General features: G+C 71.7%; 21 protein-coding genes. 2 read left to right on the forward strand and 19 right to left on the reverse strand.

What is annotated here, in order from left to right:
* Positions 1–325 precede the first annotated feature (325 nt).
* Positions 326–1,246, forward strand: coding sequence for a patatin-like phospholipase family protein (locus tag NJQ99_RS12670; RefSeq protein WP_269333232.1), 921 nt, complete (start codon positions 326–328; stop codon positions 1,244–1,246).
* Positions 1,247–1,268: 22 nt separating this feature from the next.
* Here the strand turns inward: NJQ99_RS12670 and NJQ99_RS12675 are convergent, their stop codons facing one another.
* From NJQ99_RS12675 to NJQ99_RS12750, 16 genes are all read right to left on the reverse strand, one after another.
* Positions 1,269–1,703: a CBS domain-containing protein gene (locus NJQ99_RS12675; protein WP_269333233.1), complete on the reverse strand. Its 435-nt coding sequence runs from the start codon at positions 1,701–1,703 to the stop codon at positions 1,269–1,271.
* Positions 1,704–1,841: 138 nt separating this feature from the next.
* Positions 1,842–2,702 carry a serine O-acetyltransferase gene (gene cysE, locus NJQ99_RS12680; RefSeq protein WP_269333234.1) on the reverse strand — a complete coding sequence of 287 codons (861 nt, stop codon included), beginning with the start codon at positions 2,700–2,702 and terminating at the stop codon, positions 1,842–1,844.
* 57 nt (positions 2,703–2,759) lie between these two features.
* Positions 2,760–3,050, reverse strand: coding sequence for a DUF1330 domain-containing protein (locus tag NJQ99_RS12685; RefSeq protein ID WP_269333235.1), 291 nt, complete (start codon positions 3,048–3,050; stop codon positions 2,760–2,762).
* 325 nt (positions 3,051–3,375) lie between these two features.
* A complete protein-coding gene (locus tag NJQ99_RS12690; protein WP_269333236.1) occupies positions 3,376–3,591 on the reverse strand; it encodes a hypothetical protein in 216 nt (71 codons plus the stop codon).
* A gap of 4 nt (positions 3,592–3,595) precedes the next feature.
* The gene (locus tag NJQ99_RS12695) at positions 3,596–3,811 is read right to left on the reverse strand and encodes a hypothetical protein (protein WP_269333237.1); all 216 of its coding nucleotides are present in this window, start codon (positions 3,809–3,811) and stop codon (positions 3,596–3,598) included.
* Between the two features lie 41 nt (positions 3,812–3,852).
* On the reverse strand, positions 3,853–4,320 hold the full coding sequence (locus NJQ99_RS12700) for a cell wall hydrolase (protein WP_269333238.1): 468 nt from the start codon (positions 4,318–4,320) through the stop codon (positions 3,853–3,855).
* 14 nt (positions 4,321–4,334) lie between these two features.
* Positions 4,335–4,820 (reverse strand): DUF2793 domain-containing protein, encoded by a 486-nt coding sequence (locus NJQ99_RS12705; RefSeq protein ID WP_269333239.1) that lies wholly within the window; start codon positions 4,818–4,820, stop codon positions 4,335–4,337.
* A 24-nt stretch (positions 4,821–4,844) separates the two neighbouring features.
* Positions 4,845–9,329 (reverse strand): baseplate multidomain protein megatron, encoded by a 4,485-nt coding sequence (locus NJQ99_RS12710; RefSeq protein WP_269333240.1) that lies wholly within the window; start codon positions 9,327–9,329, stop codon positions 4,845–4,847.
* A gap of 18 nt (positions 9,330–9,347) precedes the next feature.
* The gene (locus NJQ99_RS12715) at positions 9,348–9,824 is read right to left on the reverse strand and encodes an NlpC/P60 family protein (protein WP_269333241.1); all 477 of its coding nucleotides are present in this window, start codon (positions 9,822–9,824) and stop codon (positions 9,348–9,350) included.
* On the reverse strand, positions 9,799–10,680 hold the full coding sequence (locus tag NJQ99_RS12720; protein ID WP_269333242.1) for a DUF2163 domain-containing protein: 882 nt from the start codon (positions 10,678–10,680) through the stop codon (positions 9,799–9,801). Before NJQ99_RS12720 ends, NJQ99_RS12715 begins: the two co-directional genes overlap by 26 nt.
* Positions 10,677–11,318, reverse strand: a complete 642-nt coding sequence (locus tag NJQ99_RS12725; RefSeq protein ID WP_269333243.1) for a DUF2460 domain-containing protein — start codon at positions 11,316–11,318, stop codon at positions 10,677–10,679. Before NJQ99_RS12725 ends, NJQ99_RS12720 begins: the two co-directional genes overlap by 4 nt.
* Positions 11,319–11,348: 30 nt before the next feature.
* Positions 11,349–11,972, reverse strand: a complete 624-nt coding sequence (locus tag NJQ99_RS12730; protein WP_269333244.1) for a phage tail tape measure protein — start codon at positions 11,970–11,972, stop codon at positions 11,349–11,351.
* Positions 11,962–12,174, reverse strand: a complete 213-nt coding sequence (locus tag NJQ99_RS12735; RefSeq protein WP_269333245.1) for a phage tail assembly chaperone — start codon at positions 12,172–12,174, stop codon at positions 11,962–11,964. The genes NJQ99_RS12730 and NJQ99_RS12735 overlap by 11 nt, the downstream gene beginning before the upstream one ends.
* Complete coding sequence (locus NJQ99_RS12740) at positions 12,171–12,497, reverse strand: GTA-gp10 family protein (protein WP_269333246.1); 327 nt, start codon at positions 12,495–12,497, stop codon at positions 12,171–12,173. Before NJQ99_RS12740 ends, NJQ99_RS12735 begins: the two co-directional genes overlap by 4 nt.
* Before the next feature lie 4 nt (positions 12,498–12,501).
* Positions 12,502–12,912: a phage major tail protein, TP901-1 family gene (locus NJQ99_RS12745; RefSeq protein WP_269333247.1), complete on the reverse strand. Its 411-nt coding sequence runs from the start codon at positions 12,910–12,912 to the stop codon at positions 12,502–12,504.
* Between the two features lie 42 nt (positions 12,913–12,954).
* Positions 12,955–13,365: a DUF3168 domain-containing protein gene (locus tag NJQ99_RS12750; RefSeq protein ID WP_269333248.1), complete on the reverse strand. Its 411-nt coding sequence runs from the start codon at positions 13,363–13,365 to the stop codon at positions 12,955–12,957.
* Between the two features lie 89 nt (positions 13,366–13,454).
* Between NJQ99_RS12750 and NJQ99_RS12755 the strand changes: the two genes are divergently transcribed.
* The gene (locus NJQ99_RS12755; RefSeq protein ID WP_269333249.1) at positions 13,455–13,889 is read left to right on the forward strand and encodes a hypothetical protein; all 435 of its coding nucleotides are present in this window, start codon (positions 13,455–13,457) and stop codon (positions 13,887–13,889) included.
* On the opposite strand, the gene NJQ99_RS12760 is transcribed toward NJQ99_RS12755, so the two are convergent.
* The 3 genes from NJQ99_RS12760 to NJQ99_RS12770 form a co-directional block, all read right to left on the reverse strand.
* Entirely contained in the window at positions 13,886–14,212 is a 327-nt protein-coding gene (locus NJQ99_RS12760) for a head-tail adaptor protein (RefSeq protein WP_269333250.1), read from the reverse strand. The genes NJQ99_RS12755 and NJQ99_RS12760 overlap by 4 nt on opposite strands.
* On the reverse strand, positions 14,209–14,787 hold the full coding sequence (locus tag NJQ99_RS12765; RefSeq protein WP_269333251.1) for a head-tail connector protein: 579 nt from the start codon (positions 14,785–14,787) through the stop codon (positions 14,209–14,211). The genes NJQ99_RS12760 and NJQ99_RS12765 overlap by 4 nt, the downstream gene beginning before the upstream one ends.
* 117 nt (positions 14,788–14,904) lie before the next feature.
* On the reverse strand, positions 14,905–16,068 hold the full coding sequence (locus NJQ99_RS12770; protein ID WP_269333252.1) for a phage major capsid protein: 1,164 nt from the start codon (positions 16,066–16,068) through the stop codon (positions 14,905–14,907).

Below are 16,068 nucleotides of genomic sequence, written 5' to 3' on the forward strand. Positions count from 1 at the left end.
CATATGAGCGACCATATAACAGTGCCCATGCACCGCCGCCCACACGTCTCCTCAATCCTCAAATCTGTCAAAGAGCGCGGGGCCGGAGCCCCGAAATCAGGAGGCCGCTTTCTGACCTCTCCGACCCTCACCGTCAAGCGCTTTTTTTCGGCGTCTCTGCCGTCGCTGCCCCGTCGGTGCGGGCGCGGTGTATAGCCCTGCCTGCCCACCCTGTAAACAGGAAAAATGCACTTTTTTCCTCTACCTGTAATTGACCTGGCGCAAGGCTGCGCAAACCTTTGGGCAGCATCCCCTTGCGCTTCCACCGGGAGGCCCGCAGAGCGCCATGTCCAAGCAAACCCGGCCCCGCATCGGGCTCGCCCTCGGCGCAGGCATCGCGCGGGGGTGGGCGCACATCGGGATCCTCGACGCGCTTTCGCAGGCCGGCATCCGGCCGGACGTGATCGCCGGCACCTCGATCGGTGCAGTTGCAGGTGCCGCTTTCGCAGGTAACGCGCTTTCCGCACTGGAGACCTTCGCCCGCAGCCTGACAGCGCGCGGCGTGCTGCGTTATCTCGACGTGCGTCTCGGCAGCGGCGGCCTGATCGCGGGGGAGCGCCTGGCCACCCTGCTGGCCACGGACATCCCCGTGCAAAGGATCGAGGATCTCTCGCCCCGCTTCGTGGCCGTGGCAACCGACCTCGACACGGGCAACGAGGTGTGGCTTGCCGAAGGCGCGCTGGTCCCCGCGATCCGGGCGTCCTACGCCCTGCCCGGGGTTTTCCCGCCGGTCGAGATCGATGGCCGGCACCTGGTAGACGGTGCCCTGGTCAATCCCGTGCCCGTTTCCGTTTGCCGGGCACTGGGCGCAGACATCGTCATAGGCGTGACCTTCGACATCCGGCGCGGGATCGCGCGGCACGCGGACACATCGGTTGAGGAGCTGGAAGCACGGGCTGAGGCCGCTGACGCCCCGGGCAGCGGCTTGCTAGCCACGACGCGCACACGCATGCTGCGCCAGATACTGGGGCGCGGACGTACCGGCCCCGGCCTCTCGACCGTGATGATCAACTCGCTGAGCATCATGCTTGACCGCATCGCACGCGCGCGCCTCGCAGGCGACCCGCCCGACCAGATCATCTCGCCGCGGATGGCGCACGTGGGCCTGCTGGACTTCGACAAGGCAGATGACTCCATCCGCGCCGGGCGCGACGCAGTACGCGAGATCCTGCCAGACCTGAAGGCGTTGATCGCGGCCGCGCGGTAAACCCCGCCTCTCGCGCGGCCGGTCAGCCCGCGGATATGTAAGTCTTGAGCGCCTCGGCCTCCGCCGTCGCCTCGGCAATCTTGTACTTGACGACGTCGCCGATCGACACGAGACCGACGAGACGATCCCCCTCCATCACGGGAGCATGGCGGAACCGGCCGGATGTCATCACGCCCATCACCTCGTCGACCGTATCCTCGCCCACGCAGGTCACGACCTTGCGGGTCATGAGGCTGCCGACATCCATGTCGAGAGCGGCTGCCCCATGCTCCGCCAGGGCGCGGACGATATCGCGCTCCGAAATGATCCCGGACAGACGCTTGCGCGCGTCCAGAACGACAAGCGCGCCGATCCGCTTTTGCGCAAGCAGGTTCACAGCCTCGGCGATGCCGGTATCCGCCAGGACCGTTTCGACCTGCCCGCCCTTTTCCCTAAGGATGGTGGAGATCGCTGTCATGGGCCATTCCTCCCTCTCCGTTCCGGCCCCCCGAACGCAGGCCGGAGAATCTAGATGGTGCGGGAGGATTCGGCCCGGCACAATAAGCGCGGTCCCGGACCCCCATGGACCGCGCCGCCCCCGGCTGGGGCCTGTCCGTCAAATGGAATAGTCGGGCTCGTCCACCGGGATGCTCTGATCCATCGCGCGCGCCGGCTCGGCACAGCCGGACCGCCCCACGACGCGCGCGGGAACGCCCGCCACCGTGGAGTTGGGCGGCACATCGGCCAGCACGACACTTCCCGACGCGACCCGCGAGCAATGGCCGACCCGAATGTTGCCGAGCACACTCGCCCCCGCGCCGATGAGGACGCCGCGTTCGATTTTCGGATGGCGGTCGCCCGCCTCCTTGCCGGTACCGCCGAGGGTCACACCGTGGAGGAGCGAGCAATCGTCGCCGACGACTGCCGTCTCGCCGATCACCACCCCCGTCGCATGATCGATCATGATGCCGCGGCCAATACGTGCAGCGGGATGGATGTCGACGCCGAACGTCTCCGAAATCCGGCTCTGCAGGTAGCGGGCGAGCGCGCGGCGCCCCCGCTTCCAGAGCCAGTGGGCCGCACGATAGCTCTGCAGAGCCTGGAAGCCCTTGAAATAGAGGATCGGGTCGAGATAGGCGGCGCACGCCGGATCCCGGTCGAACACGGCCACCACGTCGGCCCGAACTGCATGGGCGATCCGCGGATCGTCACCGAACGCCTCGTCGAACACCGCGCGCAAGGCCATGGAGCGCATGTCCTCGTTCGCGAGCTTGTGGGCAAGCGTGTAGGACAGTGCCGATTCCAGCGATCCGTGCGACAGCACGGTCGCGTGGATCAGGCTGGCGAGCAGTGGTTCGGCCTGAACCTGCCCCTCCGCCTCCTCGCGGATGCGGAACCAGACGGGGTCCAGCTCCTTCAGCTCGGCACGGCGGCCGACGACGTTGAAGCCCACGTTCGTGCTATTTCCGGCGCTCATGGTTCAGATCCCAGACTTGAGACGCGTCTGACAAAGGTGGGGTCGGGCCCGCACCGGTCAAGAATACCCCTCGACGATGATCAGGTCGGAGACGGCCGCCTGCTTCCGGTACTTCGCTGCGTCCTGATAGGTCTTCGACTCGTAGCATGCGCGCGCCGTCTCGACGGAGTCGAACTCGATCACGACATTACGAGCCCTCCCCTCCCCCTCGCGGACCTCCATCGGGCCACCGCGGATGATGAAGCGGGCACCAAATTCCTTGAAGGCGGGCGCGGCCCCCTCGACGTACTTCTTGTAGGTCTCCGGATCCTGAACATCGACCCGTGCGATCCAGTAGCCCTTGGGCATCCGTCCGTCTCCCTTCGCTCCCTCGCCGCTTGAGTGCGGCTTCCGAGGCCGGAACGATAGCGCCATGATGCCGCAAAAGGCCAGAGAAAGACGGGCATCGGACGCAGTGGGCGCCCCTGCAAGAGACCGCCTGCCTGCCGATGCGGACTAGGGACCGGCAGGACGGGCAAAGGCCCGGCACACGGCTACGACCCGGCGCAGGCGCCGGTAATCCTCGATCGCCCGCGCGATGGCCGTGCCTTCCGGAAGTGCCTCGATCTCCGCAGCCAGCAGAACCGCGAACCCCGGCTCGTATGAAACGAGCGGCGGGCAGGCGCTGCCTGCCTCAAAGCCCGGCGCTGCGCAACTCGCGCACAAGAGCGTCACGGTCAAGGGAAGGAAGAGCCGCCATTTCCGCCAGCCGGCGCTGAAGCCGGAGCGCGCGGTCGGCCGCGTCGGCCTCCGCCTCTGCCCGGCCCGCCCGGCGGCCGAGCCGCCAGGCGAACCAGAGCGCGAGGCCATGACTGGCGAGGAGCGCGCCGAGGAGGGAAAGGCCGGACACGGGCTCACTCCGTCCCCTCGCCGGCCCGGTTGGCCGGCTGGTCCTTGGCACGCCCGATATTGAGGGCGAGCACCTCGAGGACGCGGTAAAGCTTGCCCGCGATCTCGTCGTCGCGGGGCGTGGGCGTGAGCGCCGTGATGGCGGACGCTGCGCTGACGAGCCCCAGGATGGCGGTCAGCCAGGCCGGCACGGCCTCGAGCAGGGAGAGGATCGTATCCATGGCTAAGGTCCTTTCAGATTCAGGCTGCGACGTGTCCGCGCTCAGGGCACGTCGGTGTAGAAGACGTGGCGGCCGATCATCGCGGTCGGGCGCGCGCCGCGGGTCCAGTGCGGCTCGATGCGATGGTTGTGGTAGTGGGTCGCCCCGCCCGTCGGATCGGGCACGGCGGCATGCAGTACCCGGCAGGCGACCGCGAAGGCGTCGGCGAAGGCGGCATCGGCGAACCCTACTGCCAGCATCGGCCCGCGGTTCGGGTCGTTCGCGTTCCAGCAGGAGAACTGCCAGCGCGCCTTGCACGCGCCTGCGAGCGAGCCGTCGCCGAAGAGCGGGTGCGGCGTGGCCTTGCGGGCCATACGCTCCGCCGCGAGGGCGGCACGGTTGCGGATGACCCAGGCGACCGCGGTGCGGCCCTCGGGCGCCTCGCCGCGGGCCTCCCCCCAGATGGTGCGGGCGAGGACGTCCATGTCCTCCGGCCGGACGGAGGCGGCGAGCGGAGAAAGTTCGGTCATGGTCCCCTCCCCGCTCAGGGCAGATAGAGGGGGATGCGGTAGGCGCTTCCGTCCACCGCGACCGAAACGAAGCCGGCGGGCTGGGCAGGGAGCGCAGCCGAGCCGGCGCTCGCCGACCCCTCGACCGGGGCATCGAGCGCGAGGGACGACAGCGTCAGCGTGCCGAGGCTGTCGGTCCAGCCAAGGCCGTCGTGACGAATGAGGCGCCCCTCGTCGGCGACATGGCACAGCCAGCCCGCACGCGCGTCGAGGAAGCGCCACGCGCCGCCCTGCCAAGCGGAGATGCGGCCCTCGGCACCGGCCCACGCGCCCGTTGCAGGGGATGCGACGAGATAGCGGGCGCCATCGGCGGGCGACGGGACCGGCGCGGTCAGCGACCGGCTTTCGACAGAGAGGTGAACGGCAAGGTCGAGGGTCTGGAGCGACTCGTTGACCGTGACATGCTTCTGCGCCTGCGCGGGCTGCAGGAGCGCAAGCTGGAGATTGGTGCTGGACGCCATGAGGCGGCCTCCCCTTGGTTCGTGTCAGAGGTAAAGCGTCGCGGTGCGCCCAAGTCCCGGCCCGAAGAGGGCGGAGACCTGCGCCACGCGGACGGTGAGGGCGCCGCCGACGGGCGCGCCGAAATCGGCGGTCTGCGCGGCGGCGGGGTAGCTCCAGGTGGGCGTGGCCGTCTCGACGATGCGGACGGGGGTGGCTCCCGACAGGATCTCGAGACGATAGACCTCCCGCTCCTCGGCGAGCGGCACCTCGCCCTCCCAGCTGTCGCCACCGAGACGGGTGCGGCGAATCCAGCCGAACGCGATGTCGCCGGTCGCCGGATCACGGCGGGCGCGCAGATGCACGGGCGAAAGCGGGCGCAGGCCGAAGGCAGCGAAGGTGCGCGTCTCCTCCCGGTAGAAGGCATGATCGGGGGCACGGCCCGACGGCCCGTAGCGCCAGGAGATCGGCAGGCCACGCTGGTCGAGCGAGAGCGGAACCTGCCGCAAGGCCCCGTCGAGCACGACGAAACGCGCACCCGCCGGGACCGGGTTCGCCATCGCATCCTCCGTCCCCCCTTGCGCGCGGAGGAAGCGGGAGAGGCGGTACTTGCCGGGCGCGACGAGCTCCGCGGCTGCGAACTGCAGCACCTCCCACCGGCCGTCAGGGCCTTCGACCGCGGCAAGGTTCGCGCCCGAGAGTACCGCGCCGTCGGGGCGTGCCAGAAGCTCGCCCCCTTGCGGAAACTGCACCCAGAGCTGGTTGCCGCGATCCCAGACGCCGACGGGACCGGCATAGAAGTCGGTATCGGTCCGGCCCATGAGCGCAGGGCGGTCCAGCCGCAGATCGAGGGCGAGCGCGCCGCCCTCCCCCACCCGCCAGAGTGCGACGCCGCCCGGCCAGGGTTCGGCGAAGGCCGCCGCCCAGGGCTGGTGCGCGGCATCCTCCCCGTCGAGCAGGGGCAGGTCGAGAAACGCGAGGTCGACCGGCCCCCGAAGGGCAGGGCTTGCGAGGTTTGGCGTTCCCGCGTCCCCGTCGGCACGAACGCGGACCGCACCGTCGTGGGCGACGGCTTCCACCTCCACCCGGTCGGTCCAGCCGGTGCGGGTGACGCGGACGAGGCGCGGCCCCTCCGGCAGCGCGAGACGCAGGACGTCGCCTGCCTCCACGTCGAGGAAGGCAGGCGGCAGGGCGAACCGCCAGACTGTGCGCGCCGACCAGGCCTCGGCCAGCGCAGCCTCCGCCAGCGCCACGGCGTCGTCGGCGGCGAGGACCACAGCTGCGTCGGCAACCTCCACCCCGCGCGTCAGGGTGGCGGCGCGGCGCGCTTCGACCGCGCTGCGGGCATAGTCGCCCAGCGCATCGACGAAGGAGAGCTTGACGCTCGCGGGCAGCGGCCCCGGGTCCGCGCGGGTCTGGCGCAGGGCAGGAAGGCGCGGCGCTTCGTCCTCGCTCGCCAACGCAAGACCGGCAAGGTCCATGTCGCGCGGCACCGCACCGCCGCGGGTCGCGAAGACAAGGGTTGCGCCCCGCTCCACCACGTCGACGCGCCAGGTGGCGAGCAACGCTTCCAGCGCAGCGCGCGGACTCATCACCCGGTCGAGCGCATAGCCCGCGACGAGACCCTCGACACGGGTCACGTCGACGTTCGTCACGCCGGCGCGCGCGCACAGCACCGCTATGAGGTCGGCCAGCGGCACGAGGCCCAGGCGGCCCGTGAGCCAATGCCCGCGCCGCCAGTTCTCGCCATCCCGCCAGACCGACAGGCGGGCCGGGAAGTCCGGAAAGGGGCGCGCGTCCCACGCCCACAGATGAATGCGCGCCGGATCGACCATCGGTCCGCCATAGACGGTAGAGACGGGATTGTTTCCGGCTTCCGGCTGCCAGTAGCCAAGCACGGCGTCGAGCGCGCGGCGCTGCACGAACTCGTCCTTCGCGCCGTCGGAAAAGGCGGGAAGCGCGCTCTCCGACGACTTGGGGTCGAGGAAGAGGTTCGGCTGGTTCGCGCCCTTGTCGACGGCGGGGACGCCAAGCTCCATGAGCCAGATGGGCCTGGACTGCGGCACCCAGCCGGTGGCTTGCGCCTTGCGGATACCGGAGACGCGGTCGCGGTGGGCGTTGGTCCACCAGGCGGCGAGGTGCTTGGGCCGGAACACCCACGGCTCCCCATAGGCGCCGTCGGTTATCGGCACGCGGGTCTGCGCGATGCGGGCAGCCTCGTCCGGATAGTACCAGTCGAACCCCTCCCCACCCGCGACATTGGCCGCGAAATAGGCGGGGTCGTAGGGGCGGAAGCCGGCAAGCGCGTCGGCGTGCCCCTCTCCGTCCCGCCAGTCGGCAAGCGGGAAATAGGCGTCGATACCGACGAAATCGACGTTGCCATCCGCCCAGAGAGGGTCGAGGTGGAAGAAGACGTCGCCCGTGCCGTCGGCGGGCTGGTGGCCGAAATACTCCGACCAGTCGGCGGCATAACCGATCTTCACGGAGGGGCCGAGAATGGCGCGCACGTCGGATGCGAGCGCACGCAAGGCATCGACCGCGGGGTAGACGCCGGGACCGGAACGGACCTGGGTGAGGGCGCGAAGCTCCGACCCCAGCAGGAAGGCGTCGACGCCGCCGGCCGCTGCGCAGAGATGGGCGTAGTGCAGGACGAAGCGGCGATAGGACCACTCGGGTGGGCCGGAATAGGTGACCGTACTGCCCGATACCGAGAACTGGGCAGGCGAGGCCGTGCCGAAGAAGGCTGCGACCTGTGCGGCGGCTAGCGGCGTATTGTCCACGGGCCGCTCCGGGGCCTCCCGCAACTCCACGCGCCAGATGCCGACGGTGCCGGTCGCGCCGCCCGAATAATTGGGGAACGCCGAGACCAGGCCCACGGCGGGATAGATCTCGACCCGGACGGTGGACGAGGACGGGTTGCGAAAGCGCATCCAGGGCCGCCAGTGCGTGCCGTGATCCTCGACGCCTGCCTCGAGGATGACGGCGCCGGAGAAGGTCTTGGTCGCGAACGCACCCGTCGCGGGGTTCAGCGCGATGTCGGCACGCCTGCCGCCAAGCATGTTCGCCCGCAGCACGGGGAAGGCGGCCGCGCCCGGCTGCTTGGCGATGAAGGCCGACAGCATGTAGGTGGTCTCGGCCGCGGGGACGGTCAGCGTCTGGCCCGCCTGCGCCCAGCCGTTGCCGGGATCGGCAAGGAGTGCCGCCGCCTCCCCTCCCGCGGGGTCCGGGGCGGCGCGCGGCGTGACCTGCGCACCGTCGACGAGGCCCCAGGCAGGCCCCGCAAGATCCGGATCGGCGAGAAGGTTTGCGCCCCCCGGCGCGGGGTCGCAGACGATCCGCCCGCGCCAGGGATAGGCAGGCTGGAAAGGCGCACCCGTCCACGGGTCGGGGAGCGCGTTGCCGGCAGGCACGTCCATCATCAGGAACGGGTTGAAAACGACGCCGTGGCCGCGCGCCTTCAGTTCGGCGATGGCCTGGAGCACGCTGTCGTCAGAGGGCGTGCCGCCATAGGCAGGCTGGCCGTCGATCCGGCTGACGAGATGGGCCTCAGCACGCCCTACCCCGCCCGCGCGCCAGGTGAGCGGCGCAGTGGTCTTGGACGCGACCTCCACACCGGGACGGACCTCGCAACGTCCGCAGCGCAGGTCGGTGCCGAACCAGCTGACGACGAGCGAGACGGAACCGAGATTGGGCGCGGCGGCGTCGAGGGCGTCGAGCGAGGCCAGAAGATCGGGCTGGCCCGTCGCGGTGTTCAGGTTCTCGCCCGCACTGGTGCCCGCGCCGTCGGTCTTGACCACGCCATCGGTCGCGAGCGCGAACTCGCCCGCACCGGGGATGAGGGCGATCGCCTCGATCCGCTCCTCGAAGGAGGGGCCGCCGTCCGCAGCGGGGACAGGACGGACGACCTCGAACGACAATTGCGGCACGCGGTTGCCGAAGGGGCCGAGGGGCAGATCCTCGAACACGACATAGGCGAGGTCGCGGTAGGCAGGCGCGTTGCCCGCACCCTCCACCATCTCGATCAGCGGGTCGGGAAGCTGATCGCCAGCCCCCTTGTGAACGCGGATAGCGAGACCGGTGAGGTCGAGCGGGCGGCCGTCAGCCCAGATGCGCCCGACGCGCGCGATGGGCCCCTCGCACAAGCCAATCGCGAAGGAGGCGGAATACTCGTACTCGGTGACCGTGGAGGACGCGCCGCCGCCCAGGCCCTTGCCGCCGCCGGCGCTGCGGGTCGTCGCGGTCTCGCGGAAGCGGGCGGCCCAGATCACCTGCCCCGCGATGCGCGCGCGCCCGAAGACGGCGGGGATGGCCGCCCCCTCCGCACCGCCCTGAATGTGCAGGTCGGTGAGACGCGGCCCCTCCCGGCGGACGGGCGCGGGCGCAAACAGCGCGGAATCGATGAGCGTGCCCGCAAGGCCGCCGACGGCCGCGCCGATCTGCGCGCCGGTCAGCGCATAGCCGCCGATGCCGAGGCCGGGCAGCAGCGCGCCGCCGGCCGCGGAACCCGCGGCAGTGAGTAACAACGTGGCCATGGTCAGGCCTCCTGTCCGTCAGAAATCGTCCGGAAAGCGGAAGACGTGGGCGAGACGGCGCAGCCAGACGGGACCGCACGAGGTCTCGGCGACCGCGCGGCCCGACCAGGCGTGCACCATGGTCGCGGGCGAGGCGAGGATGGCGCAGTGGCGCGCGGGCCCGCCGGCCGTCATCCGGAAGAGCAGCACGTCGCCCGGGCGGCGGGCGGGGGCTGCGATCTCGACGAGGTGACGGCGGGCGGCGTCGCGCATGTCCTCGGCACCCGCCGCGAGCCCCCAGCCGGGGTCGTAGGGCGGCGGCGTCTCGGGCTCCCGGCCCTTCAGATCGCGCCAGACGCCGCGTACGAGGCCGAGGCAATCGGCGCCCGCGCCCCGGCATGCGGCCTGGTGGCGGTAGGGCGTGCCAATCCAGGCGCGCGCGGCGCTGACGATCTCGAACGCGCGGCGGTGGCCCGCCGGTACTGCAGCCTCAGCCGGTACGGCGCGTTCCGTCATTGCGGTCTCCCTTCACCGGGTAGGAGGTGATCCAGTCGGTCCCCGGCATGTGCGGGAAACCCCGGAAGTTGAGCAGGTTGGCGAAACGGTCCCGGCAGGTCGCGAAGGTCTTGTCGCAACCGCCCACGAGGTCGAGCGGATCGCCGGGCGCGAGGCCGCCGGGCGCGCCCTCCCAGAGGTCGAGCACATGCTCGCCCGCGACGACGCGGTGTGCGCGGATGTGGCGGAGCGCGCCGACCGCTTCGCCCCCCGAGACCACGAGACGGCCGCGCGCGAACGCACCGGGCGCGGCGGCGAGGTCTGCGAGTACGATGCGTGCGGCCCCGTCGAGGCGGGCGAGCGTCGCGGTGGCCGAATGGGGCGCGAGATCGACCCCGCAGCGCGCGTCGCCCAGATCGGCGTCGCAGAGGTGCTGGTAGAGACGGCCGACCGGCACCGAGAGGGCTGCGGCGGGGCCGCGCACCTCCGCCCGGAAGGTGGCACCGTCGCGCACGACCTCCCCCAGCGTGCCGGACATGAGCAGGTGGCGGGCCTCCGGTTCGGTCCAGTCGACCCGCCACGTCTCAACCGTCGCGCCGTCGTAGAGACCGGCGGAGAGGTCGGCGGCGTCAAGGCCTGCGGCATCCAGCGCGCCGAGAATCTCGGCGGTCGAGGGCGCAAGCCCCTCGCCCCCCTCCTGCGCGCCGGTGTCGGCGCCCAGATGCGGCTGGCAGGTCACGCCGTCCAGGAGGATCGGGCGGTCATGAGCGGTGAAGCCGAGGTGGACACCGTCGCGGCGCGTTACGATCCAGCAGGTGGCGAGTGTCGAGGCTTCCCTCGCGGCGGCGGAGGCAAAGGCGGGGGACAGGGGTCTCATGCGCGCAGCTCCACGACGGGAATGGCCGGAATCTCGCCTGCCTCGAAGGCGGCGAGGTTGATCTCCAGCGTGTCGGTGTCGAAACGGACGGGCACGTCGAAGGCGAAGCCGCAGGTGAGGACCGCGCCGGACGCGGGCGTCGTGGCGAAGGTCACGAGACCGGTGGCCGTGTCGACGGCGAAGTCGGCACCCTCCGCCAGTTCCACGCCGTCGGCGGCGACGCGGACGCTGCCCGCGACGGGGCGCGTGACCGGGCGGATGTATTCGGCGGCGCCGAGCCCGTAGGACCTGGCAAGCTGGAAGACGCTTGCGGTGCCGTCGCCGGTGCCAAGCCGCTGGTCGGCGGCGCTGATCGCGGCGCTGGGCGGGCAGGACTTCCAGTCGGTCCAGTCCTTCCAGCGGAAGCCGAAGAGACGGCCGCGGCGGGCCTCGAAGAAGGACAGTACCTCGTGCACGTCGTCGAGGCGGCGCAGGCCGAGCCCGGCGTTGTAGCGGCGGCGGGCGTGCGCCCAGGGCGTGTTGCGCACTTCATGCCCGCTCGACAGGGTCACGATCTCGGTGCGCCGCTCCGGCCCGCCGGTGGAGCCGAAGGAGATGGCGGCGGGAAAGCGGATGTCGTGAAAGGCGCCGGTGGTCATGGGAGCAGGTCTCCGGTCAGGGCGAGAGGGTCAGAGGTCGCGGCGGCCGCGGGCCACGGCGCGGGCAAGCGCGGCGGCGACCTGGCCTTCGGAGCGGCGGAAACCCGCCACGTCCGGGGTCGTGATGTTGACGGTCACCTGCACCCCCGAACCGCCCCCGGCGCGGACGCCGAGGCGGCCCGAGCCGTCGCGGGCGAGCGGCAGGATGGCCTCGGCCCCCGCCTCCCCCATCAGGCCGGTGCCGCCCGACGCGAGCGGGAACAATTGCGGTCCCTGCACGACGCCGGGCGAGAAGGCACCGCCGTCGGCGAACGGCAGGATGCGGCCCGCGAGGCCGGCGAGACCGCCCGCGAGGGGGCCGATCGCGGCGGTGACGAGGCCGCCCGCCGCCTGCTGCACGGGCCCAAGCGCGGTGCGGAGCGCCGTGCTGGCGAGGTCGCGGCCGATGCCGCGCAGCGTGTCGGAGAGCGAGCGCCCCCGGAAGATCGCCGCATCGAACGCGCCGACCAGAGCGGAGCGGACCTCCGCGCCGACGCGGGCGGCCTCGGCGGCGGTGTCGCGCAACTCGTCGCGGGTGGCGGCGAAGGCGGTGCGGGCGGCCTCCCCTACCCCGTCGAGGTTGCGGGCAGCGGTGTCGAACGTCTCATCGGTCATGGGTCGGGTGCCCCCGTTCGGCTTGGGTGTCGGGAAAGCGGCGCATGAGGTCGTCGAGCGCGGCGCGGGGCGTGCGGGCGGCAGGGGGCGCGCCCAGGAGGCTCGCAAGCTCCGCCGGCGTCAGGTCCCAGACCGCTGCGGGCGGGAGACGCAGGGCGTGTACGCCCGCCCGGACGAACGCCGCGAAGGCGAGCCGCCTCATGCCCCCTCCCGCGGCGCCGAGAAGGCCGCCGCGAAGAGCGCGGCGACGAGGCGGAAGGCCCCGGCGGGTCCGCCCTCGATGTCGGCGGCGGCGAGCGCCTCCTCCGTCACCTCCGGCGCGCCGCCCGCGCGCGCGGCGGCGGCGAGGATGACGACGGCGGCCCGCGCACCGAGGCGGCCCTCGGCGAGACGGTCGGCGAGCGTGGCGGTATCGAGTGCGAGCGCCTCCTCGATCTCGGCGAGCGCGCCGAGGGTCAGGCGCAGGCGGACCGGCACGCCGCAGAGCGTGGCCGCGACCTCGCCCCGGTGGGGATTGGCACGCATGGCCCTAGACCCCCGTGAAGCTGAGTGCGCCCGCGGATTCGAGCGCGATGGAGAAGCCGACCTCGCCGTCGTGCTGGCCCTCGTAGGAGAGAGAGACGACCTGGAACGGCCCCTCCACGGTGCCGAAGTCGGGGATGACGACCTGCCAGGTCTCAATGCGCCCCTCGAAGAAGGCGATGCGCACCATCATGTCGGACGGCTGGTCGCGGAAGATGCCGGAGCCGGCGAGTGCGGCGGACTTCGCGCCCGCGCCGGCCAGAAGCTCCCGCCAGGCGCCGGCGGAATCGGCGTTCGTCACGTCGACTGCGCGGGTGTTGAAAGAGAGCGAACGGGCGCGGACGCCGGCGACGGTGGCGAAGCCGCCAGCCCCGTCGGAAATCTTCAGCAGGAGATCCCTGCCGCGCTGGGCGGTCATGGCAATGGTCCTTTCGGGTCTGGAAGGAAGGCGATGGGCGGGCTAGAGCCCTTCGGTCACGGCGCGCAGGCGCATCCGGCCAAGCGTGGTGCGCCCGTCGCGGGCGGTCTCGAACCGGGTTTCGCGCACGAAAAGCGACACGAGGACGTGGCCCTCGGGCGCGAGGGGCTGGGCTTCCAGCGCAACGGCAACGGCGGCGAGGAGGCGCTTTGCCTCGCCATGGCCCGCAGCGCGGGAGACGGCGGTGACCTGAAGCGTATGCTCCTCGCCCGCGACGGCGGTGCAGGAACGGTCTGACGCAGCAGCCTCCCCGATCACCAGGTAGGGGGCGGCCGTGCCGGGTGCGGGCCGCGGAACCCGGTCGAAGACGCGCCCGCCGACGAGCGCGGACACCTCCGGATCGGCGAGAAGTGCGGCATGCAGCGCGCGCTGCAGCGGCCAGGCGGCGCTCATGGCAGCGGGTCCTGGCAAACGCGGGGAGGCACGGAAGGCGGGAATCTGGTAAGGAAGGTCATGGAACGTCCCCTTCGTCAGGAAAGGTCATGGGACACATGAAGGCTGCCGCCATCGCCCTCGCCGCTCTCGTCTGCCTTGGCGGAGGCCAGGTGCAGGCCGCCTGCGTCGACGAGATCGAGGCCACGCAGGTCGAGATCGACGGGATCGAGCTGCGGGCGCGGGAACGCGAGCGGAGCGAGAGCCAGCTGTCGCGCGGCTCGCTGGCCACGCAGGGCCATACGGCACCCGGCAGCGCGAGCCGGGAGTTCGACGAGACACTGCCGCGCGAACGCACGCTGAACCTGCCCCGGCGCGATCTGCCCGGCGGCATCAGCGTGGGCCGCGAGTACGCCGCCGACCAGGAAATCGCCGAGGCGCGCAAGGCGCTGGCGGAAGCGCGGGCAGCGGCGATGCGGGGCGACGAGGCGGCATGCCTGGAGCATGTGGCAGAAGCGCGCCGGGCGGTGTCGCTCGCGGACTAGCTCTCCCGCTCGCACAGGCAGTCGAGAAAAGCGCCCCGGCCCAGCAGGACGGTCCCGATCGCCAGCACCTCGCCCCGCCAGGCGAACCGCTCGCCCGCGCGCGGAACCGGGTCGGCGCCGCGCGGCGCACGGATGCGGACGCGATAGCCGGTGCGGGTGACGAGGCGGCCGTCGCCGGCGGGGCTTTCGGAACCGGAGAGGGCAAGCACCTCGGCCCAGAGGCTCGCCGTCTCGGTCCAGACGATCTCGTGCCCGCCGCCCCCGTCAGGGGTGTGGACGGGCGTGAGGAGGCGGACGCGCTCCTCCAGCCGGTTGACGCTCATGCGAACACCCGCGGCAGGCGGAAAGGCGCGATGAGGGCGGCGACGATCTCCCCCACCGGGCCGGAGATGGGCGCATCGACGAGGCGCTGCTCGAAGAACCACGCGGCCAGCAGGCGCACGGCCTGGCGCAAGGGCGCGGGAACGTCGTCGGGTTCGGGTCCGTAGCCCGCGACGAACGTCACCTCTATGCCGGAAAAGCGCTGGCCGGGCCTGGGCCAGACCTTGCCGGGCGCGGACCAGAGGCGGGCGGGATGGGCGCGCGCCTCGAGCATCCAGTCGGCGGGCGCGAGCGGCTGCGCGGTGCCCTCCGCATCGCGCACGGCAACCGCCGTGACGGAGGAGACGGGCCCGCGCGGCAGGCGCAGCACGCCGTCGTCGGGCCAGGCGTCGAGCGTGAGGCGAAAGACCTGGTCGATCAGCGCACGTGAGGTGCGGGCCTCGACAAAGGCGCGGGCCGCGACGATGGCGTCCGCAAGGGGGGCGTCCTCCTCCAGCGTGTCGAGGCGGAGGTGGGCGCGCATGCCCGAGAGCGAGACGGGCTCGACGGCGGGCGCGGTCAAAGGTTCGAGCATCATGGAGCGGACCTCCGCAACACGGGTGGAAGAGAGAGAGAGAGAGAGAGAAAGGAAGGCCCGCGCGCGCTCCGCCCGGGAGGGAGGGGACAGGCAGGACGCGCGCGGGGGAACGCCGGATCAGGCCGCGGAGAAGCGCAGCACCTTGATCGCGGCGAAGTCGGTCACGTCGCCGCCCACGCGCTTCGTCGTGTAGAAGAGCACGTGCGGCTTGGCCGAGAACGGATCGCGCAGCGTGCGCACGTCCCGGTGGTCGACGACCGTGTAGCCCGCCTGGAAATTGCCGAAGGCAATGGCGGGCGCGTCGGCGGCGATGTCCGGCATCTCCTCGACGATGCGGACCGGGTGGCCCAGGAGCTGGGCCGGCTGGCCCGCCGTCAGCCCCTCGGTCCAGAGGTAATGGCCGTCGGCGTCCTTCATGCGCCGGACCTGGGCGGCGGTGCGCGAGTTCATCAGGAACGCGGCACCCGACCGGTAGGCCGCAGGCAGCGCATAGACGAGGTCGATGAGGGCATCCGCCGGGTCGGTGGCGGCGAAGGCGCCCGCGGCACCCGTCGGGACATAGCCGAGGCTGCCCCACGCCCAGGTGTCATTGGCCACGAGCGGATGGTTGAGGAAGCCGCGCGGCTGGCCCGAGCCGGTGCCGGTGACGAAGGCCGCGTTCTCCGTACGCGAGAAGGCTTCCGCGACGCGGCCCGAGATCCAGCCCTCGACGTCGAAGGCGGCGTCGTCGAGCAGCTTCTGCGTGGCCTTGGGCATCGCGGAAATCTCGTGCGCCGGGATCGCGATCTTGACGAGCTGGCCGGTCGCGGTCTCGGGCCGGGCGGCGGTCTCCGCCACCCAGTCGGCGCCGAACGTGCCGACGTCGAACACGAACTCGACGCCCGAGCCCTGCGTCTCGACGACCGAGGCGATGGAACGGATCGGCGAGGTGGCGGTGAGCTGGGCGCGGATCGTGTCGGAGACGGACGGAGAGACGAGATAGCCCCCCTCTCCGTCCACGCTGGCCGACAGCGCCTTCAGGTCGAGCGTGCGCAGGTGGCTGTCGTCGCCGCGCCGCAGGTAGTCGGTGAAGGCACGGGCATGGAGCGAGGGCGCGGACTTGGTCTCGGCCGCGAGCGCCGGACGCTCCATCCGGGCAGCGAGACCGTCGAGGCGGCGCTCCTGGTCCTGGAGGCGCGCGTCGAGCCTGTCGCGGAAGGACTTGAAGCCGTCGGCGAACTCGCCGAGCGCGGCCTTGACGTCGGACGTGCGCGCGGCACGGGTCTCGTGAGAAGCGGTCAT

The organism is Futiania mangrovi (assembly GCF_024158125.1).
In the GTDB taxonomy this organism is placed as follows: Bacteria; Pseudomonadota; Alphaproteobacteria; order Futianiales; family Futianiaceae; genus Futiania; species Futiania mangrovi.

Coding starts and splice junctions, on each gene's coding strand:
- NJQ99_RS12725 (WP_269333243.1), bottom strand. CDS start 11,318: ATGACCACCGGCGCCTTTCACGACATCCGCTTTCCCGCCGCCATCTCC.
- NJQ99_RS12745 (WP_269333247.1), bottom strand. CDS start 12,912: ATGACCGCCCAGCGCGGCAGGGATCTCCTGCTGAAGATTTCCGACGGG.
- cysE (WP_269333234.1), bottom strand. CDS start 2,702: ATGAGCGCCGGAAATAGCACGAACGTGGGCTTCAACGTCGTCGGCCGC.
- NJQ99_RS12715 (WP_269333241.1), bottom strand. CDS start 9,824: ATGACGGAACGCGCCGTACCGGCTGAGGCTGCAGTACCGGCGGGCCAC.
- NJQ99_RS12670 (WP_269333232.1), top strand. CDS start 326: ATGTCCAAGCAAACCCGGCCCCGCATCGGGCTCGCCCTCGGCGCAGGC.
- NJQ99_RS12730 (WP_269333244.1), bottom strand. CDS start 11,972: ATGACCGATGAGACGTTCGACACCGCTGCCCGCAACCTCGACGGGGTA.
- NJQ99_RS12700 (WP_269333238.1), bottom strand. CDS start 4,320: ATGACCGAACTTTCTCCGCTCGCCGCCTCCGTCCGGCCGGAGGACATG.
- NJQ99_RS12755 (WP_269333249.1), top strand. CDS start 13,455: ATGGGACACATGAAGGCTGCCGCCATCGCCCTCGCCGCTCTCGTCTGC.
- NJQ99_RS12675 (WP_269333233.1), bottom strand. CDS start 1,703: ATGACAGCGATCTCCACCATCCTTAGGGAAAAGGGCGGGCAGGTCGAA.
- NJQ99_RS12740 (WP_269333246.1), bottom strand. CDS start 12,497: ATGCGTGCCAATCCCCACCGGGGCGAGGTCGCGGCCACGCTCTGCGGC.
- NJQ99_RS12770 (WP_269333252.1), bottom strand. CDS start 16,068: ATGACCGCTTCTCACGAGACCCGTGCCGCGCGCACGTCCGACGTCAAG.
- NJQ99_RS12750 (WP_269333248.1), bottom strand. CDS start 13,365: ATGAGCGCCGCCTGGCCGCTGCAGCGCGCGCTGCATGCCGCACTTCTC.
- NJQ99_RS12765 (WP_269333251.1), bottom strand. CDS start 14,787: ATGATGCTCGAACCTTTGACCGCGCCCGCCGTCGAGCCCGTCTCGCTC.
- NJQ99_RS12720 (WP_269333242.1), bottom strand. CDS start 10,680: ATGAGACCCCTGTCCCCCGCCTTTGCCTCCGCCGCCGCGAGGGAAGCC.
- NJQ99_RS12760 (WP_269333250.1), bottom strand. CDS start 14,212: ATGAGCGTCAACCGGCTGGAGGAGCGCGTCCGCCTCCTCACGCCCGTC.
- NJQ99_RS12735 (WP_269333245.1), bottom strand. CDS start 12,174: ATGAGGCGGCTCGCCTTCGCGGCGTTCGTCCGGGCGGGCGTACACGCC.
- NJQ99_RS12710 (WP_269333240.1), bottom strand. CDS start 9,329: ATGGCCACGTTGTTACTCACTGCCGCGGGTTCCGCGGCCGGCGGCGCG.
- NJQ99_RS12705 (WP_269333239.1), bottom strand. CDS start 4,820: ATGGCGTCCAGCACCAATCTCCAGCTTGCGCTCCTGCAGCCCGCGCAG.
- NJQ99_RS12695 (WP_269333237.1), bottom strand. CDS start 3,811: ATGGATACGATCCTCTCCCTGCTCGAGGCCGTGCCGGCCTGGCTGACC.
- NJQ99_RS12685 (WP_269333235.1), bottom strand. CDS start 3,050: ATGCCCAAGGGCTACTGGATCGCACGGGTCGATGTTCAGGATCCGGAG.